Below are 23,687 nucleotides of genomic sequence, written 5' to 3'. Positions count from 1 at the left end.
CCGGGGAGAAGTCCCCGGAGGCGCGAGAGGCTTAGTGCGCCTGAGCCTTGCCGGCGCCCTTGGGCACACGGATCGACTGGATCAGGTCCTGCACGTCCTGCGGCGGAGCTTTGGTCATCGACGACACGATATAGGCCGTGGCGAAGTTCAGAAGGGCGCCGATCGGACCGAACGCTGCCGGCGAGATGCCGAACCAGTGGGCATCAGGCGTGTTCGGAAGCCAGTTGGTGCCTGGTACAAAGAACCAGCCCAGGTACATGAAGATGTAGACCGAGGTCGCAACCAGACCGACCAACATCCCTGCAATCGCCCCTTCTTTGGTGACGAAGGTCGAGAAGATCCCCATCATCAGAACCGGGAAGATCGTCGCAGCGGCCAGACCGAAAGCCAAGGCCACCACCTGCGCGGCAAAGCCGGGCGGGTCAAGACCAAGCCAGGTCGCGAGCACAATGGCGAAAGCCATCGAGATACGCGCGGCCAGAAGTTCGCCCTTTTCGCTGATATTCGGGTTCAAGGCACCCTTGATCAGGTCGTGGCTGATGGCGGAAGAGATCGCCAACAGAAGACCCGCAGCGGTCGACAAAGCAGCAGCCAAAGCACCGGCAGCCACCAAAGCCACAACCCAACCGGGCAGAGCAGCGATTTCAGGGTTCGCAAGAACCATGATGTCGTTGTTCACGGTGGTCAGTTCGTTACCAACCAGACCCTGTTCGGCCAGCGACTTGCCGCCAATGCCGTTGGCCGGATCGGCCAAAGCAGCGTCAACTGCAGCCTGAGCCTCGACAATCGCGGCTTCCAGCGGTGCCTTGTCAGCATCGGCGGCAGCATCGGCCAAGGCCTTGTTCGCAGCCGCCAGTGCCTTGTTGGCATCAGCAACCGGCTTCTTCTCGTTGAAGTACTGGATCAGGCCATCGCCGTTCTTGTCGGCAAATGCCAGAAGGCCAGTCTTTTCCCAGTTCCGGATCCAAGCCAGATCCGGGTTGCTGTCGATCTCAGCGATCGAAAGCGCGGGCTTCGAGAAGGTTTCGCCTGCAATGGCGCCCGGCCAGAAGCTGGTGGTGATGTTCAGACGCGCCATCGAACCCACGGCCGGAGCCACGGTGTACAGCAGTGCGATGAACACCAGAGCCCAACCAGCCGACGAACGCGCGTCAGCCACTTTCGGCACGGTGAAGAAGCGGATGATGACGTGCGGCAAACCAGCCGTACCGATCATAAGCGACATGGTGATGAGGAACATGTTGAACATGTTCGTCGTGTCAGCCGAGTAAGCGGTAAAGCCCAGATCCGTCACAACCTGGTCAAGCTTGTCCAGGAAGTAGACATCGCCACCGGTCGGCGCATAGCCCCCGATGAAGCCCAGCTGCGGCAGGAAATGCCCGGTCAGGTTCAGCGAGATAAAGATTGCCGGAATGGTGTAGGCGATGATCAGCACGATGTACTGCGCCACCTGCGTGTAGGTGATGCCCTTCATACCGCCGAACACGGCATAGGCGAACACGACAGCCGAACCGATCAACAGACCGGTCGTGGTCGACACTTCCAAGAAGCGTGCAAAGGTCACGCCCACGCCCACCATCTGCCCGATAACATAGGTGATCGAGATGACGAGAAGGCAAACCACGGCAACCATACGGGCCGAGGTCGAGTAGAAGCGGTCGCCCACGAATTCCGGCACAGTGAACTTGCCGAACTTGCGCAGATAAGGGGCAAGCAGCAGCGCAAGCAGCACATAGCCGCCGGTCCAGCCCATCAGGAAGACCGAGTTGTTATAGCCCCCGAAGGCGATCAGACCCGCCATCGAGATAAAGGACGCTGCCGACATCCAGTCAGCTGCAGTCGCCATGCCGTTGACCACAGGGCCAACGCCCTGGCCTGCGGCATAGAATTCAGCCGTCGATCCGGCGCGAGCCCAGAACGCGATACCGAAGTAAAGCGCGAAGGACGCACCGACGACGAGAAGGTTGAGTGTAAACTGATCCATCAGTCCCGGTTCCCTTTATTCTTCCACGCCGTGGGCGCGGTCGATCCCGTTCATCACCTTCGCGTAGACGAAGATGAGGATTAGGAACACATAGATTGATCCGTTCTGAGCGAACCAGAACCCGATATCGGCGCCGCCGACGTGGATTCCGGACAGCGCAGGACGAAGCAGGATGCCCAGCCCGAACGAGCATGCGAACCAGATCACCATCGAAACAACGATGACCCGAATATTCGCTGCCCAGTAAGCGCCGGCAGATGACTTGTCCGCCATGAGTGTCTCTCCCTGGTTGGTTTCTTACCTGCACTGCAGCCCCGGGGGATCCGGGGCAACAGGCCTTTTCTTAAGCCGCCACTTGCCCGACAATGGACCCAAGCGCCCTGCGAATATCGGCGATGGGACCCATCGCATCGATCTTCTGCAAGACGCCCTTGCCCGCGTAATAGGCAATCAGCGGAGCCGTCTGCGCGTGATAGGCTTTCAGCCGCTCACGCACAGTTTCGGCATTGTCGTCGGCCCGACGCTTCATGTCGGTGCCGCCGCATTTGTCACAAACCCCCGCTTTCGCGGGCAGTTTGAATTGGTCATGATAGCCTTCGCCGCATTTGGCGCAGGTGTAGCGGCCCGAGACGCGGCCCACCATGGCCTCGTCATCGACCTCAAGGCTGATCGCGGCAGTGACGCGCTGGCTACTGCCGGCCAACAGCCCGTCAAGCGCGGCCGCCTGCCCGTCGGTGCGGGGAAAGCCGTCCAGGATGATGCCCTTGGCCACATCAGGCTGGCCCATGCGGTCGCGCAGGATGGCCAGCACGATGTCATCGCTGACAAGCTGACCCGCCTCCATCACCGCCTTCGCCCGCTTGCCCGCGTCCGACCCTGCAGCCACAGCCGCGCGCAGCATGTCGCCGGTCGACAGCTGCACAAGGCCATAGTCCTCTTCCAGCATGCGCGCCTGCGTGCCTTTGCCGGCCCCAGGGGGGCCAAGCAGGATCAGGACGGGTGCGTTGTTGGCCATGCGCGGCTCAGCTCCGGTTCATGCGGTTGGCGATCAGATCGTCCACCACCGAAGGATCGGCCAGCGTCGAGGTGTCACCCAAGCTGCCGTAATCATTCTCGGCGATCTTGCGCAAGATGCGGCGCATGATTTTGCCCGACCGGGTTTTCGGCAGGCCGGGGGCCCACTGAATAAGGTCCGGCTTGGCAATCGGGCCAATCTCGGTCCGTACCCAAGCTTCCAGCTCTTTGCGCAGCGCCTCGGACGGCTCTTCGCCGTTCATCAAGGTGACATAGGCATAGATGCCCTGGCCCTTGATGTCATGCGGATAGCTCACAACGGCGCTTTCCGCGACCTTGGGATGCGCGACCAGTGCGGATTCGACTTCAGCCGTGCCCATGCGGTGACCCGAGACGTTGATCACGTCATCAACGCGCCCGGTGATCCAGTAATAGCCATCCGCATCGCGGCGGCAGCCGTCCCCGGTGAAGTAATAGCCCTTATACTGGCTGAAATAGGCCTCTTCGAACCGCGCATGATCGCCCCAAAGCGTGCGCATCTGGCCCGGCCAGCTGTCGGCGATGCACAGAACGCCATCGGTCTCGGTCGCGTCCTGCACCGCAGCGGTCGCAGGATCCAGAACCACCGGCACAACGCCAAAGAAGGGCTTGGTGGCCGAACCGGGCTTTTGCGGGATGGCACCCGGCAAGGGGGTGATCAGATGGCCACCGGTTTCGGTCTGCCAGAAGGTGTCGACGATCGGGCATTTCCCTTTGCCGACATGGGTGTTGTACCAGTTCCACGCCTCCGGGTTGATCGGCTCACCGACCGAACCCAAAAGCTTCAGGCTGGACAGGTCGTGCTTGTTCACCCACTCCGGCCCCATGCCCATCAGGCTGCGGATCGCGGTCGGCGCGGTGTAGAACTGGTTGACCTTGTGCTTGGCGCAAACTTCCCAGAAGCGGCCCGCATCCGGATAGGTCGGCACGCCTTCAAACATGATCGTGGTCGCGCCATTCGCAAGCGGGCCATAGATGATATAGCTGTGCCCAGTGACCCAACCCACATCGGCGGTGCACCAAAACACATCGCCCTCTTGGTAATCAAAGGTCATCTGATGCGTCATCGACGCATAAACCAGATAGCCGCCCGAGGTGTGAACAACCCCCTTCGGCTTGCCGGTCGACCCCGAGGTGTACAGGATGAACAGCGGATCTTCCGCGCCCACCTCCACATAGGGGCAATAGGGCTTGGCCACGGCCATCTCAGCCTTGGCATCGATATCGCGGCCATCGACCCACGAGGTCTGGTCGCCGGTGTGCTTGACCACAAGGCACTTCACCCGGTCATCGCAGTTCATCAGCGCCTGATCGGTGTTGGCCTTCAGCGCGGTTTTCTTGCCGCCACGCGGGGCGAAATCGGCCGTGATCACCAGCTTGGCTTCCGAGTCATTGATCCGGTTTGCCAAAGCGTCGGGCGAAAAGCCCGCGAACACGATCGAATGAATGGCCCCGATCCGGGCACAGGCCAGCATCGCATAGGCGGCCTCAGGGATCATCGGCAGATAGATCACCACGCGGTCGCCGCGCTCTACGCCATGCGCCTTCAGCACATTGGCCATGCGGCAGGTGTTTTCCAAAAGCTGGGCATAGGTGATGTGCAGGGCGGGCGTCGCCGGGCTGTCCGGCTCCCAGATGATCGCGGTCTGGTTGGCGCGCGATACCATGTGACGGTCAATGCAATTGGCCGACACGTTCAGCGTGCCATCTTCATACCACTTGATCGACACCTTACCGATGTCAAAGCAGGTGTCCTTGACCTTGGTGTAATCCTTGATCCAATCGATGCGCTTGCCTTGCTCGGCCCAGAATGCCGAAGGATCCGCGACCGAGGCCGCATACATCGTGGCGTAGCTCTCGGCGGTCACATGTGCCTTTGCGATGAACTCTTTCGACGCCGAATACACACCCGTTGCCTGACCGATTTCTGCCATTGGATCCTCCTCCAGTTTGAACAGCATGACCTTGCCATCCACACGGTCCGCGCCAAGAACGCGGAACTCCCCCGTAAATGCGATCATAACGGAAGTGTAAAAGAAGTGCTAACTCTAATTGCAATATGGCTTTTCCTGTAAATTTGTTGACAGACCTCACAGTCAATCTTGTAAATGTGACGAAAAGTGATTGAGAAATGACACAGTTGACCGCGCCATGATCGGCGGAAAGCGGCGCAAGGTCATTTTGTCGCAGGGGGCCATCTTGAAAACCGGCCTTGCAATGATAGCGCAAGCACCTGCGCGCCCTTGGCGGCAAGGCCTCCTTGCGCAACGATCTTGCGTGCAAACGATTCGACTCAAAGGGTCTGCCCAGCGCCCAGCGCCGCCGGAACCGCATCCAGATCAGGCACGAACAATACCTGTTCGCCCCGCACCCCGGCCTGATGCAAAACCCGCCGCACTTCGGCGCTGGCACCGGAAATCACCAGCCGCCCCTCTTTGCGCGCCATCTTGCGCGCCAAAAGCGCAAAGGAATAGGCGCCCGAGCTGTCAATCAGCGGCACGGCGGCAAAATCCACCACCAAGGCCCGCGGCCGTTCGGACACCTGATCCAAGACCGACCCCAGCCGCGCCGCCGCGCCAAAGAACCACGGGCCATTCAGGTGATAGACCACCACATCCGTGTCACCATCCCGGTCCAAGTCGATCTCGGGCAAAGGCAGGCGGCTTTCCGCAATCGTCGTACCCGCCGACATGCGGTTGATGAACACGAGCCCCGCCAGCGCAAAGCCCACCACGATGCCCTCGGTCAGATCGCGGAACACCACCAGCCCGAATGTCGCCAGCAAGACCACCGCATCCGCCCGCGAATGGCGCGCCAGATGCCACAGCTCCTCCTTCTCGGCCATGTTCCACGCCACCACAGCCAGAACCCCGGCCAAAGCGGCCAGCGGGATGAACCCCGCCAAGGGGGCCGCCACCAGCATGAAGGCCAGCACAAACAGCGCATGCAGCATCCCCGACACCGGCCCGCGCGACCCGGCCCGCACGTTCGTGGCCGTGCGCGCAATGGTGCCGGTCACACAAAACCCGCCGAACAAGGGTGTCACCACATTGGCCACCCCTTGCGCCATCAGTTCCGCATTGGGCCGATGCCGCAGCCCCGACATCCCATCGGCCACCACCGCCGACAACAGGCTTTCAATCGCGCCCAAAAGCGTGAACGACAGCGCCCAAGGCAGCGCGGCCTGCACCGCCTCCAGCCCGAAATCGGGCAAGGCCGGTGCCGGGGGGCTGCGCGGCAAATCGCCAAAGCGGCTGTAAATCGTCTCCACCGGCAGACCCATCACCGCCACCACGACCGAGGCCAAAGCCACCGCAATGAGCAGGTTCGGCGCCCGTGGCGCCCAGCGCTTCACCCCCACGATCAGCGCAATCGTCCCCGCCGCCACCAGCAGCGCCGCCGGGTTCAAACTGCCCCGCGCGGCCCAAAGCACCTCGACCTTCTGCACAATCTCCGCAGGCTCTGCCCCCGGCAGGCTCAGCCCCAGCAAATCCTTGATCTGGCTAGCAAAGATGATGACCGCGATCCCGGCGGTGAACCCCACCGTCACCGGATAGGGGATGAACCGCACATAAGACCCCGCGCGCAACGCCGCCAGCACCGCCAGAAACACCCCCGACATCAGCGTGGCCAGCAAAAGCCCCTCAACCCCGATCGCGGCCACACAGGCTGAGACCAGCACGATGAACGCCCCCGCAGGCCCGCCGATCTGAAACCGCGACCCGCCCATGAGCGACACGATGAACCCACCGATGATCGTGGTGAAGAGCCCCCGCTCCGGGCTGACCCCGCTCGCAATCGCAATCGCCATCGACAAGGGCAGCGCCACAATCGCCACTGTCAGACCCGCCAGCGCATCGGCGCGCAAGTCGGCGGGGCGATAGCCCTCGCGCAGAATGGTCACAAGTTTGGGCAGAAACTCAGACGAGCTGTGGGCAGGTGTTGGGATGAGGGCCATGCGCGCGGCAACCTGATATAAAGGACGAAATGCCAGTAATCATGGCAGGCACGATCAAATACCGCTACCAAACGCCCCTGATCCGCGCCTGTCAATATATTCGCTTCTCCTTATATACGACCATCAATCGTCCCCGAGGCCCCGCATGTCAAACCCCGCCGCCAATCGCCCCGATCCGGTGCAGCCCGCCGATGACACCGCCCGCGCCGAGGCCCGCGCGCTTTTGGCGGCCACCCATGCCGCCGTGGCTTACCTTGACCCCACCGGCGCCCCCGCAATCAGCCGCATCGCCTTTGGCCTTTGCCCCTTGGGCCAGCCGATGACGCTGATCTCGTCCCTCGCCCCGCATTTCGCAGGACTACAAGCCGATCCGCGCTGTTCGCTCATGGTCGGCGAGGTGGGCGCCAAGGGCGACCCGCTCACCCACCCCCGCCTGATGATCCGCGCAACCGCCCGCTTTGTCGCCCCCGATGCGCCCGACCGCCCCACCTTTCGCGCCCATTGGCTCAAGGGCCACCCGAAGGCAGCCCTTTACATCGACTTTGCCGATTTCGCCTTTGTGCGCTTCACGCCCGAAAGCGCGCTTCTGAACGGCGGCTTTGGCCGGGCCTTTCGCCTCGCGCCAGAAGATCTGCGCGCTTAAAGCGGCCCCTTACAGCGGGTTATCACAGCGCACCGTCACCAACGCCTTGCCGCGCACCGCCGAGGGCCAGCGCAGATGCACGAAGCGGTCGCCCGCCCCTTGCTCCACCTCGACATAGGGCTGCACCCACTGCACCGTGCCCCCCGCATTGCGCACCGGGCCTTCCAGCACATGGCTCTCCACATTGCGCGCCCGCGCCCCAAAGGGCAGGTAATCGCCCGCATCCACCACCCAGGTCTCGGCGGCGGTGTTTTGCGTATGCTCCACCAGAATGGGGCTGACCGTGGCCTGCGTAATGCCGTTGAAGGTGTTATTGGCAAAGACCAGATTGCGATAATTCCCCGCGTTCAGCGTGGCATGGGTGGTGTCCACCATCTCCACCCGGTCAATCGCGCCGGTCCCGTTGCGAAACACATTGCCCGTCACCGACAGACCCGCAATCGAATGGCCGCTGCCCTTGGGGGCCAGCACCAGAAACCGGAAACTCGGGCTTGTGTTGGAACACAGGAACAAATTGCCGGTGATCACCAGCCCACCAAAGGTAAAGCCTGATGAGAAACTGGACACCTGATCGCGCTCGTTCGACACTTCGATAAAGCAATTGTCGATGTAATTGCCCACCACAAAGCCCCGCACATTGCGCGTGCAAAACAACAGCCCCGCCCGGCGCAGACCCAAAGGCTCCTCATCCTCGGAAAACAGGTGATTGCCCAAAATGATATGGCTGCCCCCCGCCAGAACCCCAAAATGCGCGAAATAAGCCGCGCGGTTGTTCCGGATCTTGGCGTCATTGGCATTCACGTTGAATCCCACCGTGGTGCGGTTCTGCGCGGTCAAGGAGAACTCCCAGCCGTTGAAGAGGCAGCTCTCAATGACAATCCCCTGACACCCCTCCTTGATGGATGTCACGCCGCGATCCTTGGGAAAGGAAAACACGCAATCGGTGATGCGAAAGAGCTTGCCCGTCACCGGCAACATCACGCCACTCGCCGTCTGGCCGCAGTTGAACTCGATATCCGACAGCTCAAACCGGCTCAGCTCGGCAAAGCCACTGAAATCCAGCATGTAGCGATAGCGCTGAAAGGTGAACGTCCGCGTCGCCGCCCCGCCCCACATCGGATCGGTCAATTCGATGGTGCTGGCGGCCACATTCTTTGACGCCACATAAATCTCGCGCCCCACCCCGGTGCCCGAAATCCGCGCGCCCACTGGAATGGCGGCGATATTGGCCACCCCGGTCAGCGTTTTCGGATTGGCCGGGTTATAGGTCGCCACCGCCGTCACTGTCTGGGTGTTCCACGCGCTGCCGGGGCTCGCCTGCAACAGCCCATGGGTCAGCACCCGGCGCTGGCCGAAACTCGTCAGCCCGGAAAGCGCGGCCACATCAATCGGCTGGGTCAACTCCACCCGCCGCCCCGACAGGTCCAAGGCCACATGGTCGGTGAAATAGAACAGCGCCTGCAACGCCTTGCGAAACCCCGCCAACTCGCCACCAAAAGCCGCCGCATAGGTATCCAGGTTGAAATTGCGCGTGCAGGCCAGCCGCTGATCCTCGGGCATCACCAGCGTACCTTCGAACTTCACCGGGTTGTCAAAGGTGAAATGCGTGGCCAACCGATAACTGCCCGGCGACACCACCACCGTCTTGCCCGCCGCCGCCGCATCGGCGGCCTCAAAGGCGGCCCAATCATTGGTCACCCCATCGCCCAGCGCGCCAAAATCGCGCACATCCACCCAGTCGAACATTTCCGAATGGAAAATCGCCGTGACATCCTCAATCACGATGTCATCAATCCGCACCACCCCGCCCGTCGGCCCGGTCAGATCCAACCCCATATGGCCGTAAACGGGCGCCGTGCCCCAGACCATATCCACCCCCGTCCGGTTGCCCGAGGCGATGATGGCACTCACCGTCACCACCTGCCCATAGCCCGTCAGCGCCACATCCGGGCCAACCTGATCCGCCGCGCCCACGTTGTTGCCCGCGCTGTTCCCGGCCCAAGCGGCAATCCGCACGCTGGGCAACGGCCCGCTGATCGCCTTCACCCGCGCAGTGACCCGCAAGTAAAGCCCCGGCTGAAACGGAATCTGCTGAAACGACCGCAGCTTTTGCGTGGCGGCCGTCTTTTGCAGCTCCAGACAGCCCGCAAAATCCTGATCGGCCGGCACAAAACCGGCATTGGGCTGGCCCGCATAGCTGCCCTGCCCCGGCCGCCCATCCTCACGCGACCACAACCCCAACCCCGCCGAAAACGGCGGCGGCATCAAGACCAGACCTTGGGTAATCGCCTTGTTCATTCCAAACCTCGTGAAGCTAAGCGCGGGGTCAGGTCCGGCCAAACGCCGACCCGATGCCACAAGGATCTAGGGGCGAAAGGTTAATGCCCGGCAGCCCGACCGCGCGCTGCTGGGGCGGGCCGGGTCCCTGTTGACATGCACGACAGGTCTCGACGCCGCTTGCGCCTCACCCAAGGCAGCCCAATGCGTTATCAAAGCCCCGGGGCGGCGTGACCGGGATCTGACGCCAAAGTGCAGCGCCGATTCGTTTTTCTGGCGCATGGGCCCCGCCTAAAACGGCCAATTCCCCGCCAACTCGTCGCCCCCGAGCCCCCGAGTGTTGCCAAATTGACGAAAGCGCTTGCCGTCACCGCCCTTCTGCTCTCGCGGTTGACACAAGACAATTGTGAAAAAATTGGGGCAGTGGTTTACTCCATCTCAAGAGGTCTGCATGGCTACACGGCGTCGCCTCTGCTCTGTCTCACAGACGCCCAACATTCATCTGGAGGTCATTATGAAAAAGATCGCTCTCGCCGCCGCTTTGTCGGTTGCCGCCACCACCGCTTTCGCTGGCGGCATGGTTGAACCCGTCATGGAGCCGGCTGTTGTCGAAGCTGGCACGTCGTCCTCGGGCGGCATCATCCTGCCGCTTCTGCTGCTCGTGGCCGTCGCCGCTGCGGTGGCATCGAACTGATCCTTCCCGGATTGGTCCAAGATCGGGGCGGCAGGTTTCCTGCCGCTCTTTTCTTTTGCGCGAAAGACCGCCGGTGCCCCTGACCCAGCTTGCAGCCCCGCCCCCGGCACCCCATCTTTGAACCGTCTCAACAGATTAGGTGCGCCATGGTCAAATCCCTCCTCGACAGCCTGCTGGGCGGTGTCAAAGACCTGACCGCAGGTCAGAACATGGGCCAAATGGCCAGCCAGCTGTCCGGCAAGGCCCGCACCACCTGGGAGGGTCAATCCACCCTCACCAAAGGTGCCGTGGCAGGCGGGCTTTTGGCCATGCTCCTGTCGGGCAATGCCCGCAAACTCGTCGGCACCGGCGCAAAAATCGGCGGCGCGGCGCTGATCGGCGGGCTTGCCTTCAAAGCCTATGAAGACTGGAAAAGCGGCAAATCCACGGCTGAGGCCAACCCCGACACCCCCCTCGCCCTGCCGCAGCCGTCTGATGCTTTCCTGCCCCATGACCAAACCGAAGCCGACGCCCTCTCGCAGCGCCTCTTGCAGGCGATGATCGCCGCCGCCAAGGCCGATGGCCAGATCACCCCCACCGAACGCGCCCGCATCACCGACACCCTACCCCAGCTTGGCCTCGGCCCCGAGGCGCAAGACCTCATCACCGCCGAACTTGACACCCCCCTCGACATTGCCGCCATCGCCGCCCTTGCCCAAAGCGAGGAACAGGCGACCGAGATTTACGCCGCCTCGCTGCTGGCGATCGACCCGGACGGTGCTGCCGAACAGGGCTACCTCGCCCTACTCGCCGCCCGCCTCCACCTTGACCCCGGCCTCGTCGACCACCTCCACGCCCGCGCCCGCACCCTGCGCTGATCGGCCCCAACAGGCGGGGGCTGTGCATCCTCCCCATCCCCGCCTATCCTAACCGGGCAAGCATGAGGCGCTCCGTGGTTCTCTCTGCCATCACCGACGGCATCACCCGCCAGATCGAAGGCGCCATGGCCTCCGTCTCGGGGGCCTTCTTCGAACCCACCCTGCGGCTGGGCGTCACCGGCCTGTCGCGCTCGGGCAAGACGGTGTTTATCACCGGCCTTGTGGCCAACCTCCTCAACCGGGGCCGCATGCCGCAACTCAGCGCCGCCCACCGCATCGAAGCGGTCCACCTGCAACCGCAACCCGACGTCACCCTGCCGCGCTTCGCCTTTGAGACCCACCTCGCCGCCATGACCGGGGATGATCCGCGCTGGCCAGAATCCACCCGCGCCGTCTCCGAACTGCGGCTCTCCTTCCGCCTTGCGCCTTATGGCCTCTTTTCCGGCCTCTCCGGCCCCCGCACCCTGCACCTTGATATCGTCGATTACCCCGGCGAATGGCTCCTTGACCTCGCCCTCATCGGCAAATCCTACACCGACTGGTCCGAAGCCACCCTCGACCGCCTCGCCAAACGCCCCGAAGCCGCCGCCTTCATGGCCCAGGCCCGGGCCGAGGATGGCGGCCTCCGGCTCGAAGAACCCATGGCCCAATCCCTCGCCGCCGCCTTCACCGATTATCTCCACAAGGCGCGCGCCGCCGGCTGGTCCGACTGTACCCCCGGCCGCTTCCTTTTGCCCGGTGACCTCGCCGGCAGCCCGGTTCTAACCTTTGCCCCCCTGCCAAAGCCCGCCCAAACCCCGCGCAATTGCCTTTGGCGCGAGATGGAGCGCCGCTTTGACGCCTATAAATCCCGCGTCGTGCAGCCCTTCTTCCGCTCCCATTTCGCCAAGCTCGACCGTCAGGTCGTGCTGGCCGATGTCTTGGGCGCCATCCACCAAGGCCCCCAAGCGGTCGAAGACCTGCGCCGCACCATGGCCGAGGTGCTGGCCGCCTTCCGCCCGGGCAAGAACAGCTGGCTCACCAGCATCCTCGGCGGGCGGCGGGTGGAAAAGATCCTCTTTGCCGCGACCAAGGCCGATCATCTGCACCACCTGCAACACCCCGCCCTGACCGCCATCACCGAGGCGCTCTTGCGCGACGCCAAGGCCCGCGCCGATTTCGCCGGGGCCGAAACCGCCGCCCTGTCGCTGGCCTCCCTGCGCTGCACCGTGGAAGAGATGCTCGACCAAAACGGCACCCAACTCCCGGCGGTGCGCGGCCGCCTTCTCTCCAGCGGCAAACAGGCGCTGATGTATCCGGGCGAACTTCCCACTGATCCCGCCCGCATCCTCGCCCCCGCCCGCGACGGGGCCGCGCGCTGGCTTGATGCCGATTACGCGCTCATGGCCTTTGCCCCTGCGCGCAGCCACCAAGCCCCCGGCATGGGCCCACCCCACATCCGCCTCGACCGCGCCGCCGAATTCCTGATCGGAGACCAGCTGTGACCGATCCCGCCGCCACCAACCCCACAACCAACCCTGCCCCGCTCAAACGCCCCAGCCTGATCGAGCTGGACGACGCCCCCGCCGCCGATCCTGCCCAAGCCGAGACCATTCCAGACCCGGCCCCCACCGGGCGCGCGATGCAGACCCTCGCCCGCGCGACCACAGGCCGCGCCTCCCCCCTCAACCGCGCCGCCCTGTGGGTGTTCTCCACCCTTTTCGCCTTCATCCTCTCAATCGCGGCTTGGGATTTCGTGACCTCGCTTCTCAGCCGCAACAGCCTCCTCGGCTGGATTGCCCTCGCGCTCGTCAGCGCCGCACTGGCCCTCCTCCTCCTCCTCGCCCTGCGCGAGGCCGCCGCCTTCGCCCGCATGGCCCGCATCGACCGGCTGCGCGCCCAAGCGATCACCGCCCGCAGCACCGCCGATCTCGCCGCCGCCCGCCGCATCCTTGCCGCCCTGACAGCCCTCTACCGCCCCCGCCCCGAAACCGCCTGGGGCCTCGCGCGCCTGAAAGACCAACAGGCCGAGGTGTTTGACGCCGACGCCCTTCTCAACCTTGCCGAAACCGAACTCATGGCCCCGCTCGACACCGCCGCCTTGGCCGAGATCGAATCTGCCGCGCGCCAGGTGGCCACGGTCACCGCGCTGGTGCCCATGGCGCTGGCCGATGTGGCCACAGCGCTCTTCGTCAATCTCCGCATGATCCGCCGCCTCGCCCAAATCTACGGCGGGCGCTCCTCCAGCCTTGGCAACCTCGCGCTTCTGCGCCGGGTGTTCACCGCGCTCCTTGGCGCAGGCGCCTTGGCCTTGGCCGATGACCTGATCGGCTCGGTCGCCTCGGGCGGGATCTTGGGCAAGCTGTCGCGCCGCTTTGGCGAAGGCGTGGTCAACGGCGCACTCACCGCCCGCGTCGGCCTCGCCGCGATGGAGGCCTGCCGCCCCCTCCCCTTCGCCGCCCTGCCAAAACCCGGCACCACAACCACGATCAGCCGCGCGCTGGCCGGGTTCCTCTCCCGCGCCAAAGACCAAAGCTGACCACCCCAATGCCGCCTTCAATGCGGTCCAAATATCCTCGGGGGGAGAGGCAATTGCCCGCAATTGCCTCCGGGGGGCAGACAGCCCCCCGCTGCGAAACCGCCTGACGCCGCTGTCCCGACAGATGCCAGACGCAGACCAGACGCGAACCCGACGGATGCCAGACGGTGTTTTTCCCGAAAATCAGCAGGTTAGACCACCGAAAGGGGTCAGGCTCAAATGCCAGCCTCAAGACGGTCCAACAGCGCCGCCATCATCGCCTCACAGCGCGCCATCTGCTCGACGGTCACAAACTCATCCGGCTTGTGCCCCTGCGCCATCGATCCCGGCCCGCAGATCACCGTGGGAATGCCCAACCGGGCATCAAACAGGCCGCCTTCGGTGCCAAAAGCCACCTTCATCGTGCCATTGGCCCCGGTTAACCCCTTGACGAAATTGACAACCGCCGCATCCGAGGGCGTGCCAAGGCCGGGGTAATCCCACAACTGCTCAATTGTGATCGCCGCCTCGGGATAGTCGCCGCGCAAGGGGGCCACAATCGCCTCGGCCGCATCGCGCAGGCGTCCGATCAACCCTGCCACATCCTCACCCGCGACGGACCGGATTTCAAAGTCGATCACGGCGGTATTCGGCACGATATTGACCTGCACGCCGCCGTTTAGCTTGCCGACATGGATCGTCGAATAGGGCACATCATAATCCCCATCTTTCAATCCCTTAGCCGCCACATCCGCCTGCAACGCCCGCACCGCCTGCACAAAATCCGCCGCCAAATGCAGCGCATTCAGCGCCATCGGCGCCAGCGCCGAATGCCCCTCACGACCCGTGCAAATGGCCCTAAGCGCGACCTTGCCCTTATGCCCCGTCGCCACCTGCATCCCAGTGGGTTCCCCCACAATGCAGAACCGAGGACGCACCGGGGCGGTCTGCAGCATCTCGACCAAAGACCGCACCCCCATGCAGCCAATTTCCTCGTCATAGGACAGCGCCAGATGCAGGGGTGTTCTCAGAGGGCGCTTGGCGGCCTCAAGCATCGTGGCAATCGCCACCGCGCAGAACCCCTTCATGTCAGCCGCCCCACGCCCATAGTAGCGGCCATTTTCCTCTGTCAGCGCAAAGGGTTGCTTGGTCCAAGCCTGCCCTTCTACGGGCACCACATCGGTGTGCCCCGACAGCATGACCCCACCCTGACCAGCCGGCCCGACGGTCGCGTAAAGGTTGGCCTTCTGGCCCAAAGGATCCGGGATCAGCACGGCCTCAATCCCAGCATCGGCCAAAAGATCGCGCACAAACTGCATCAACGCGATGTTCGGCTTCGACGACACCGTGTCAAAGCACATCAGCCGGTCAAAAATCGCGCGCATGTCCATTTGGGCCTCCCTCAGACCTCTTGGCTAGCGCAGCCCCGTCCCGGACAAAAGCCCAAGCCTTGATATTTCGTCGAAAAATCGCCCCGGCGTCAGCTGTTGGCGTGCATCCGCTCGATATAGGCGCGCATCTCTTCGGCCTCATGGCGCGCATCGCGCAAGCCTTCCATCGCGGCGCGCAGCTCGGCTTCGGTCTGGGCAATCTGGTTCATCAACTCGGCCTCGCGCTGCTCGAGATACATGATCGCCTGATCGCGCACCTCCTCAGCCTCGTGCAGCGATTGCGCCAGCCGATCCATCTCGCCCATGTCACCGCCCGATACGCGGGTAAACCGGTGCATCAGCCAATAGGTGAACCATCCCATGGCAAAGGCCGCGAGCAGGATAAAGGCCGTGGCGATGATGAATTCCGTGCGGTTCATGGGTCTACCTTAGGCTTATGCGGTGGCGCTATTGGTCGGCATCGGGGCGGCGCTTGGGACGTCTGGTTTTGTCTTGCGGCGCAACGGAAGGGCTGGTGTCACCTGAGAAATCCGGACCTTCCCCCACCGACGCAGCGGGACCTGCAGCGGCGGCTTGGGCCGGTGCAGCGGCACCCTCGACAACCGCCCCGCCGACCAGCGTGAACTCGATACGGCGATTGGCCTCGCGCCCCAGCTCGGTCTCATTGTCGGCGATCGGTCGGCTTTCGCCATACCCCACAGCCGTCAGCGCCGAGACATCCACCTGACGCCCCTGCAGCGCCAGCAAGACCGCCTCGGCGCGGGTCTGGCTGAGCGTGCGATTGCCCTCTTCCGAGCCTTGCCCGTCAGTGTGGCCGCCGATCTCCATTCTGACCCCGCCACAGCGTTCAAGCACCTTTGCCAGCGCTTCCATCACCTTGTTGGCGCTGCCATCAATCTCGGCTAACCCCGGTGGGAACACCACCTTTTGCCGTGCCAGAACGCCATTGAGATCGGCAAGACATTCGTCGGGGGTCGGCACGGACGCGACAGGGTCCAGCGCCTCGACATAGGTCACGTTTACCTTGTAGCTTTGGCCCTGCCCCAGCTTTTCCGACAATATCTGCGCGATCCGCGCCCGCGCTCCTTGCGAACCGGTGACACCGCCAACCTCCACCGTGTCAGCCCGGACCAAGAGGCTGCCATGGTCCAACTCGGCCAAGGCCTGCAGGCCTGCCAGCACCCGGATCGGCCAGCCATCGGGCAGATCCGCATCCAGACGGGTGGCTTGATAAACATTGGTGCTGCCAAAGGCGGCTTTGGCGAAACTGTCCACGGCGCTGCGTTGCAGATCATCGGCCAAACGACCGCGCAGTTCCACCCGCCCCGTTTCAGGCGCAAGAACAGCGGTGAACTCGGCCGGTCCCTGCGTGGCGTTTTCGGCCTTGTCCAGCGTTGCGGTCAGCGAAAAGACCGGCGGCAAATCCGCCTCCAACTCGCCCACCACCCGGTCAAACTCGGCCTGCGACACTGATGCGGCGGCCTGCAAGCTGACATCAGCATCCTTGAAAGTGATCGTTGCGGCCTTGAGCGTAGCCACGGCCTTGATCCCAATTTCTGCGGCCTCGCCCCATGAGGGGCTGGGCACGCCCAGACCGATCACACAGGTTTGTCGGCCCACCGCACCTGCTGCTGTCGCGGCGGCAACAATGCGCATGCGGGCGCGGTCAGTATCGGCGGAACAGGCGTCAAAGCGCGGCCCTTCCGCATCGATGACAAAGCGCAGCGTGAAGGGTGTGATCACCGGGCGCGGCGCAGAAATCTCATAGCTGACGCGCACACCCTCAGGCTGCCCCGCCGAGAGGCTGGTCTCAAAGCTGCGCTTTTGCGCCTCCGAGGCTGCGATGGCCGTGATCCGAACCGTGGTGGCATCTACGGTGATCTTGGAGCGCGGCAAAAGCGCCAGCGCCTTGCGGGCAAAGTCCAGCGCCGGGCCCCACGTCTCGGGCGGGGCATAGGCGGCGGTTTCCAGCATGTCCTGCAATTCGGTGTCGGGCTGCAAGGCCTCCGCCTCGGCCAAAAGCGCGTCCTTGGTTTCGCCCTCTGGCAAAAGACCGATCAGCTGGATGCCATCGTCATTGCGCAGGATCTCCAGCGAAAAGCGCGGCGCTTCGACGGCCCGCACAGGGGTGACTTCCATCAGGTCCTGAATCCGGGTGGCATCGATCACCGACCCGACGATGTTGATCGCCCTGTAGCGCTGCGCCTCAGTGTCGGCGGTGCCGCTAAGTTCCATGCGCAGACCATCGGCGTTGACGGTGGCATAGGTCACCCCTTGCGTCAGCAAAGCAGACCGTACCGCCCGCTCTGCCAGCCGTTCCATCAAGAGAACCGCCGCCCAAGCGATCAGCACCGACAGACAGGCCGCCGCCGCAAAGGCGATCACCGTCGCCAGAGCGGGCGTCAGTCTTAGGGAAGGCAGCTTTATCACCGAGATCAGGCCATTCATCATTCTTAAGCGCTGCAAATGCTTAGCGGGCGACATCGGCAGGATCAATCAAAGGAACGCCGCTGCGGCAAGAAATAGCGCAAGCGCCAAGCCCGCATCCCGATTGGCCCGAAAGATCACCATGCAGGAAGTCGGATCCTCAAGATCCAGCCGCCGCATCTGCCAAGCCAGATGCCAGCCAAAGCCCCAGACCCCCGCCAAGGCCACCAAGGGCGGCCAGACCCCGGTTGCAGGCGTGGTGACAATCGCGGCACTGGCCAGCACCATGGTCAACATTGCAAAGCCCCAGAGCCACTGGCGCGACCGCGTGCCAAAGAGCCGCGCGGTGGATTTGACCCCGATCAACGCATCATCCTCTTTGTCCTGATGGGCATAGATCGTGTCGTAATAGAGCGTCCAACTGATCCCGGCGGCATAAAGAAAGAGGGCGGGGAGCCCGACATGGCCAGCATGAGCCGCATAGGCCAAAACCGCGCCCCAGTTGAAGGCCAAGCCCAAGAACACCTGTGGCCACCACGTGAAGCGCTTGGCAAAGGGGTAGATGAGCACCAGCACGAGCGAGGCGATCCCCAGCCCGATCGCCAGCCAGTTATAGCTGAACAGGATCAGCGCCGCGAACAGCGCCTGCGCCACCATCCACACCAGCGCCGCCCTTACCGTCACCTGCCCCGAGGGAATCGGCCGCGAGCGGGTGCGCGTCACCGCCGCGTCAAAGTCGCGGTCGGTGATGTCATTCCACGTGCACCCTGCCCCGCGCATCAGGAAGGCCCCGAGTCCACAGGACAGCACAATCCACAGATCCCAGAGCCGGAAACTGTCGGCCATGGCGGCAAGCGCTACACCCCAGAGGCAGGGAGTATACAAAAGCCAGGTCCCGATCGGGCGATCTGCCCGGCTGAGGCGCAGGTAGGGCACCCAAGGCGCGGGCGCAAAGCGATCCACCCAATTGCCCTTGGGAGCGTCGGCAACTGGGGCGGCAGCCGTGAGGTTGGCAGCCTCTGGCATTTTCTGCGGCTCGGTCATAGGGTCACTTTCATGGAAAAGCCAAAGGTCCGCCTGTATGTAGATCAGCCCTTGGGCACGGGGCAAGCCGTGGCCCTAGGGCCAGAGGCTGCGAATTACCTGTTCAATGTGATGCGGCTGGCGCGCTGGGCACATGTCGCGCTGTTCAACGGTCGCGACGGCGAATGGCAGGCCGAGGTGGTCGAGGCGGGCAAGCGGCAAGGGATTGCGGTCTGTCAGACTGAAACCGCGCCGCAAGTGATGCCGCCAGACCTGTGGCTGATGTTCACGCCCGTGAAAAAGGACCGGACCGCCTTCATCGTTGAAAAAGCGGTGGAGCTTGGCGTGGCGCGGCTGATGCCGGTGGCGACGCGCCACATGAATTCGGAACGCTGGCGGGTGGACAAACAAACCGCCCATGCCGTGGAAGCCGCCGAGCAATGCGGCGCCACCTTTGTGCCAAAGGTGGACGATCTGCAGCCGCTAGACCGCGTTCTGTCAAACTGGCCCGAGGGGCGCGCGTTGCATTGGGCGGATGAAACACTTGCCAAAGGCTCTTCCACGCCTGCGGCGGTCATCGCGGGTCCGGCGGCCATCTTGATCGGCCCTGAGGGCGGCTTTTCGGAAGAGGAAAAAACCCGTCTGCGCGCGCTGCCCTTCGTGCGCCCCCTAGCCCTTGGCCCGCGCATCCTGCGGGCCGAGACGGCGGCATTGGCCGCGCTGGTTCTGTGGCAATCAACCGTGGGGGATTGGCAATGATCCGCCCCGAGGCGCTGGCCGCTTTGCGCCGCTGGCGTGAGGTGATCCTTGCCGCCTGCCTTGCGCTTTTGGGCCTATGGCTTGCCACCCGCAGCGGGCCGATCCCGCTGAGCGCTGGCCTTGCCGTTCTGGCCTTGTCCGCAGCATGGGCGCTGTCGGGCTGGCGTCGGATGCGCTTTGCGCAAGACATCGCAGCCCCCGGCTTTGTTGAAGTGATCGAAGGCGAGGTCCGCTATTTCGGGCCCAGCTTTGGCGGCGCGGTCAGCCTGTCCGATCTGACCGAACTGCGCCTGATGACCTTGCACGGGCGCCGCCTGTGGCGGTTGAAACAGCGCGACGGTCAGGCCTTGCTGATCCCGGTCGATGCCGCCGGGGCGGAGGCGCTCTTTGATGGTTTCACCGCCCTTCCGGGGCTGGATATGGCTGCCGTGCTGGCCGCGCTATCGCCCAGTTCCCCGGCCAGCGGCCCCGGGCTTTTGGCCTCTGGCCCCTCGGATATGGTGCTGATCTGGCACCGCAAGGGCAAGGGTCTGGTCGCCTGATTTGTGCCGTGCGTGCGGGCGAGACAAAGGCTTCGTCATCAGCCTGTCATCTGGATTAGAGCACAGAGATCGCAGAACTTCCTGCCCTCTGCGCCTTGACTTAAGGCGCAAAGGACCGCAGGTCTATCCACCTTGACGGCAATGAAGTGAGAGGCCCCCCAGATGTCGATTCCCCAGTCCGGCGGTGGCCCGATCGAGCGGTTTGAGCAGCTTGCCGAATATATGGCCTCGGGCTGCAAGCCCAAGGACCAATGGCGCATTGGCACCGAGCATGAAAAGTTTGGCTGGCTCACCGCCACCCGCGCACCGCTGCCCTATGCGGGAGACGCGTCGATTTCGACGCTGTTTCAACAGCTTGAGTCGCGCTATGGCTGGACCCCCCTGCGTGAGGGCGACAATGTCATTGGCCTGACCCGCAATGGCGCGAATATCAGTCTTGAACCCGGCGGGCAGTTTGAGCTGTCGGGCGCGGCCTTGCCAAATATGCATGACGTGGCGGCGGAATTGCAGACCCATTTTGATGAGGTCGCCAGCATCGCGACACCTTTGGGCATTCGGTTCATGGGCATCGGTGCCGCCCCGGAATGGGGTCATGACACCATGCCCGTCATGCCCAAGGGCCGCTATCGGCTGATGACGGGCTATATGCAAACCGTGGGCACCCACGGCACGCAGATGATGTACCGCACCTCGACCACGCAGGTGAACCTCGACTACGCCTCCGAAGCGGATATGGTGAAAAAGCTGCGCGTGTCCTTGGCCCTGCAGCCGGTGGCAACGGCGCTTTTCGCCTCCTCGCCCTTCTTTGATGGCAAGCCCAATGGCCACAAGTCGTGGCGCAGCCGCATCTGGCGCGATCTGGATGCCACCCGCACCGGCATGCTGCCTTGGGCGTTCGAAGAGGGCATGGGCTTTCAGCGCTATGTAGATTGGGTTTTGGACGTGCCGATGTATTTCGTCTACCGCGACGGCGCATACATCAACGCCCTTGGCCAATCCTTCCGCAATTTCCTGAAGGGCGAGTTGCCCGCTCTGCCGGGGGAGAAGCCGACGCTGTCGGATTGGGCCGACCACATGACGACCGTGTTCCCCGAGGCGCGGGTCAAGAAATACATTGAAATGCGGGGCGCGGATTGTGGCGATCAGGCCCATATCAACGCGCTCCCGGCCTTTTGGGTGGGGCTGATGTATGACCAAACCGCGCTCGATGCCGCGTGGGATCTGGTCAAGGGCCTTGATGCCGACACCCGCGAGGGCTTGCGCGTGGCCGCCTCAGTGTCCGCCCTGCAGGGTGAGGCGAATGGCGTGAAGCTGGCCGATCTGGCACGCGCTGCGGTGGGGCTGTCGCATGCCGGGTTGGCAGCGCGGGGGCTGGGGGAAGAAACCTACCTTGCACCGCTCGTCACCTCGCTGAAGGCCGGACGGGTGCAGGCCGACCGCTGGCTTGATCTTTACAACGGGGACTGGGGCGGGGATTTGAGCCGCATCTATGAGGCGGCGAGCCTGTAACCCAGCGCCCGGCCCCGCCGGGCACGTATCCCGCTTAGCTCTTTTGCCCGATTTTCGGCTCGGTCCCGGCTTTGACGCGCTGCAGGTTGGGCCAGTGGCGGATGTAGACCAGCACCATCAGGGCAAAGGTCAGGATCAGCAGATCACCGCGGCTGAACACAAAGCACCATAGGCCCGACAGCGCCGCCGCGACCAGCGCCGAAAGCGACGAGATGCGCGTGATGGCCGCAGTGACCGCCCATGTGGCGCAGGCCGCGAGGCCGACGGGCCATGCCAGCGCGATCAGCGTGCCGAGAAAGGTCGCCACGCCCTTGCCACCCTTGAAGCCCAGCCAGACCGGGAAGAGATGGCCCAAGAAGGCCATGCCGCCCGCCACCTGTGCTGCATCCTCGCCCACAGCAAATCGCGCGATCAAGACCGCAATCGCCCCCTTGCCCGCATCCAGCAAAAGGGTCGCCAGTGCCGCCCCCTTATGCCCCGTGCGCAAGACATTGGTCGCGCCAATATTGCCCGAGCCAATGGCGCGCAAATCGCCCAAGCCCAGCGCGCGGGTGATCACAATGCCAAACGGCACCGACCCCAACAGATAGCCCAAGACCCCGACAAGGATCAGCAAGACCGGAGAGGTGACAATCTCGGGCATTCAGCGCGCCTCATATACCTGTTGGCCAGCGACATAGGTTGCCAGCACCTTACCCTCGAGCCGCGCGCCGTCAAAGGGCGTGTTCTTGGATTTGGACAAAAGCGAAAAGCGGTCCAGCACAAAGGGCGTGTCGGGGCTGAAGAGCACCAGATCCGCCGGGGCACCCACCGCAAGCCGCCCCTGCGGCAAGCCCAGCCGCCGCGCGGGGTTCAGGGCCAGTGCCTGGAACAGCATCGGCAGATCAAGATGCCCCGCGTGATACAACCGCAGCGCCGCCGGGAGCAGCGTTTGCAGCCCCACCGCGCCTGAGGCCGCCTCTTCAAAGGGCAGGCGTTTGGATTCCTCATCCGCCGGGGTGTGGAAACTGCCGATCACATCAATCACCCCATCGGCCACCGCCTGCACCATGGCCAGCCGGTCCTCCTCCGACCGCAAGGGTGGTGTGAACTTGAAGAAGGTGCGATAATCGCCCACGTCAAATTCGTTCAGCGTCAGATGGTGAATGGAGATGCCCGCGGTCACATCCAGACCCGCCTCTTTGGCGCGGGTCAGCGCGGGAAGGCTGCGCGCCGTGGTCACCTGATCAACATGCCAGCGCGCGCCGGTCATTTCGACCAGCGCAAGATCGCGGTCCAGCCCGATCCGTTCCGCCATGGGCGACACACCGGGCAGGCCGCGCAGCGAGGCGAACTTGCCAGAGGTGGCCGAAGCGCCTGCCGTCAGCCCCGGTTCCTGCGGATGCCCGACAATCAGTGCGCCCAACGAGCGAGCATAGGTCATCGCCCGCGACAGGGACTTGGTGTTTTCCGCCACATGGAAGACATCGGAAAACGCAATCGCGCCTGCGTCCAGAAGAAACCCGATCTCGGTCATCTCGCGGCCCATGCGCCCTTTGGTCAGCGCGGCCATGTGGCGGATATGAACCGGGGCCTCGCCTGCGCGGCGGGTCACGAATTCCAACGTCTCGGGGGTGTCGATCGCCGGGGTGGTATCGGGCCGGGCGATGATCGTCGTCACGCCCCCCGCCGCCGCCGCAAGCCCGGCCGAGCGGAAGCTTTCCTTGTGCCGCTCGCCCGGCTCGCCAATCTTGACGCCCCAATCCACCATGCCGGGCGCAAGGCATTGGCCGCCGCAGTCGATCAGCCTAGCCCCTTTTGGTGCCGCGGCATCGCGGGCCACGATTTGCCCGCCCTCAACGGTGAGTGACCCAAGGGCCTCGACCCCAGCCTCGGGGTCGATCAGGCGGGCGTTTTCGAACTGCAGGATCATATCAGGCCCTTCCGGAAGGTCGCTGAGAGGCGGAAATCAGGATCATCGGTCAACTCATCCACACAACGGCAAGGGTGAACAGCCCCAGAAACACCAGCACAGCGGTGGCCACCATGCCGCCCGCGCGCATTTCTTGTTTGGTTGGTTTGCGGTCTGGATCG

At 63.7% G+C, this 23,687-nt stretch carries 20 protein-coding genes; 8 read left to right on the top strand and 12 right to left on the bottom strand.

What is annotated here, in order from left to right:
• Positions 1–31 precede the first annotated feature (31 nt).
• From AC72UB_RS03110 to AC72UB_RS03090, 5 genes are all read right to left on the bottom strand, one after another.
• Positions 32–1,984, bottom strand: a complete 1,953-nt coding sequence (locus AC72UB_RS03110) for a sodium:solute symporter family protein (protein ID WP_505188471.1) — start codon at positions 1,982–1,984, stop codon at positions 32–34.
• Positions 1,985–1,999: 15 nt separating this feature from the next.
• The gene (locus AC72UB_RS03105; RefSeq protein WP_505188470.1) at positions 2,000–2,257 is read right to left on the bottom strand and encodes a DUF4212 domain-containing protein; all 258 of its coding nucleotides are present in this window, start codon (positions 2,255–2,257) and stop codon (positions 2,000–2,002) included.
• A gap of 70 nt (positions 2,258–2,327) precedes the next feature.
• Complete coding sequence (locus AC72UB_RS03100) at positions 2,328–2,999, bottom strand: adenylate kinase (protein ID WP_505188469.1); 672 nt, start codon at positions 2,997–2,999, stop codon at positions 2,328–2,330.
• A gap of 7 nt (positions 3,000–3,006) precedes the next feature.
• Positions 3,007–4,971 carry an acetate--CoA ligase gene (acs, locus tag AC72UB_RS03095; RefSeq protein ID WP_505188842.1) on the bottom strand — a complete coding sequence of 655 codons (1,965 nt, stop codon included), beginning with the start codon at positions 4,969–4,971 and terminating at the stop codon, positions 3,007–3,009.
• 359 nt (positions 4,972–5,330) lie between these two features.
• Positions 5,331–6,995 carry a SulP family inorganic anion transporter gene (locus AC72UB_RS03090; protein ID WP_505188468.1) on the bottom strand — a complete coding sequence of 555 codons (1,665 nt, stop codon included), beginning with the start codon at positions 6,993–6,995 and terminating at the stop codon, positions 5,331–5,333.
• 145 nt (positions 6,996–7,140) lie between these two features.
• Between AC72UB_RS03090 and AC72UB_RS03085 the strand changes: the two genes are divergently transcribed.
• Positions 7,141–7,638, top strand: a complete 498-nt coding sequence (locus tag AC72UB_RS03085) for a HugZ family pyridoxamine 5'-phosphate oxidase (RefSeq protein WP_505188467.1) — start codon at positions 7,141–7,143, stop codon at positions 7,636–7,638.
• A gap of 9 nt (positions 7,639–7,647) precedes the next feature.
• Here the strand turns inward: AC72UB_RS03085 and AC72UB_RS03080 are convergent, their stop codons facing one another.
• Positions 7,648–9,936: a right-handed parallel beta-helix repeat-containing protein gene (locus AC72UB_RS03080; RefSeq protein ID WP_505188466.1), complete on the bottom strand. Its 2,289-nt coding sequence runs from the start codon at positions 9,934–9,936 to the stop codon at positions 7,648–7,650.
• Between the two features lie 493 nt (positions 9,937–10,429).
• Between AC72UB_RS03080 and AC72UB_RS03075 the strand changes: the two genes are divergently transcribed.
• The 4 genes from AC72UB_RS03075 (at position 10,430) to AC72UB_RS03060 (ending at position 13,984) form a co-directional block, all read left to right on the top strand.
• Positions 10,430–10,609, top strand: a complete 180-nt coding sequence (locus tag AC72UB_RS03075) for a hypothetical protein (RefSeq protein WP_463290840.1) — start codon at positions 10,430–10,432, stop codon at positions 10,607–10,609.
• Positions 10,610–10,755: 146 nt separating this feature from the next.
• Entirely contained in the window at positions 10,756–11,466 is a 711-nt protein-coding gene (locus AC72UB_RS03070) for a tellurite resistance TerB family protein (protein ID WP_505188465.1), read from the top strand.
• A gap of 62 nt (positions 11,467–11,528) precedes the next feature.
• Positions 11,529–12,950 (top strand): YcjX family GTP-binding protein, encoded by a 1,422-nt coding sequence (locus AC72UB_RS03065; protein ID WP_505188464.1) that lies wholly within the window; start codon positions 11,529–11,531, stop codon positions 12,948–12,950.
• Positions 12,947–13,984 (top strand): YcjF family protein, encoded by a 1,038-nt coding sequence (locus AC72UB_RS03060; protein ID WP_505188463.1) that lies wholly within the window; start codon positions 12,947–12,949, stop codon positions 13,982–13,984. Before AC72UB_RS03065 ends, AC72UB_RS03060 begins: the two co-directional genes overlap by 4 nt.
• 215 nt (positions 13,985–14,199) lie before the next feature.
• On the opposite strand, the gene argE is transcribed toward AC72UB_RS03060, so the two are convergent.
• The 4 genes from argE to ubiA form a co-directional block, all read right to left on the bottom strand.
• Positions 14,200–15,354, bottom strand: coding sequence for an acetylornithine deacetylase (gene argE, locus AC72UB_RS03055; RefSeq protein WP_505188462.1), 1,155 nt, complete (start codon positions 15,352–15,354; stop codon positions 14,200–14,202).
• 89 nt (positions 15,355–15,443) lie between these two features.
• Positions 15,444–15,773: a mediator of RNA polymerase II transcription subunit 21 gene (locus AC72UB_RS03050; RefSeq protein ID WP_505188461.1), complete on the bottom strand. Its 330-nt coding sequence runs from the start codon at positions 15,771–15,773 to the stop codon at positions 15,444–15,446.
• A 28-nt stretch (positions 15,774–15,801) separates the two neighbouring features.
• Positions 15,802–17,838: an OmpA family protein gene (locus tag AC72UB_RS03045; RefSeq protein ID WP_505188460.1), complete on the bottom strand. Its 2,037-nt coding sequence runs from the start codon at positions 17,836–17,838 to the stop codon at positions 15,802–15,804.
• 12 nt (positions 17,839–17,850) lie between these two features.
• Positions 17,851–18,825 (bottom strand): 4-hydroxybenzoate octaprenyltransferase, encoded by a 975-nt coding sequence (gene ubiA / locus AC72UB_RS03040; RefSeq protein ID WP_505188459.1) that lies wholly within the window; start codon positions 18,823–18,825, stop codon positions 17,851–17,853.
• Between the two features lie 12 nt (positions 18,826–18,837).
• Between ubiA and AC72UB_RS03035 the strand changes: the two genes are divergently transcribed.
• From AC72UB_RS03035 to AC72UB_RS03025, 3 genes are all read left to right on the top strand, one after another.
• Entirely contained in the window at positions 18,838–19,563 is a 726-nt protein-coding gene (locus AC72UB_RS03035; protein WP_505188458.1) for a 16S rRNA (uracil(1498)-N(3))-methyltransferase, read from the top strand.
• A complete protein-coding gene (locus tag AC72UB_RS03030) occupies positions 19,560–20,105 on the top strand; it encodes a hypothetical protein (RefSeq protein ID WP_505188457.1) in 546 nt (181 codons plus the stop codon). The genes AC72UB_RS03035 and AC72UB_RS03030 overlap by 4 nt, the downstream gene beginning before the upstream one ends.
• A gap of 162 nt (positions 20,106–20,267) precedes the next feature.
• The gene (locus AC72UB_RS03025) at positions 20,268–21,614 is read left to right on the top strand and encodes a glutamate--cysteine ligase (protein WP_505188456.1); all 1,347 of its coding nucleotides are present in this window, start codon (positions 20,268–20,270) and stop codon (positions 21,612–21,614) included.
• Positions 21,615–21,648: 34 nt separating this feature from the next.
• On the opposite strand, the gene plsY is transcribed toward AC72UB_RS03025, so the two are convergent.
• Together plsY and pyrC are read right to left on the bottom strand one after the other, a co-directional pair.
• Positions 21,649–22,257 carry a glycerol-3-phosphate 1-O-acyltransferase PlsY gene (plsY, locus tag AC72UB_RS03020; protein ID WP_505188455.1) on the bottom strand — a complete coding sequence of 203 codons (609 nt, stop codon included), beginning with the start codon at positions 22,255–22,257 and terminating at the stop codon, positions 21,649–21,651.
• Positions 22,258–23,526, bottom strand: a complete 1,269-nt coding sequence (pyrC, locus tag AC72UB_RS03015; protein ID WP_505188454.1) for a dihydroorotase — start codon at positions 23,524–23,526, stop codon at positions 22,258–22,260. It abuts the gene before it with no gap.
• Between the last annotated feature and the right edge of the window lie 161 nt (positions 23,527–23,687).

The organism is Allotabrizicola aquatica (SeqCode) (assembly GCF_965194375.1).
Classification (GTDB): domain Bacteria; phylum Pseudomonadota; class Alphaproteobacteria; order Rhodobacterales; family Rhodobacteraceae; genus Tabrizicola_A; species Tabrizicola_A aquatica.
This window is presented reverse-complemented; position numbering and strand designations above follow the sequence as displayed.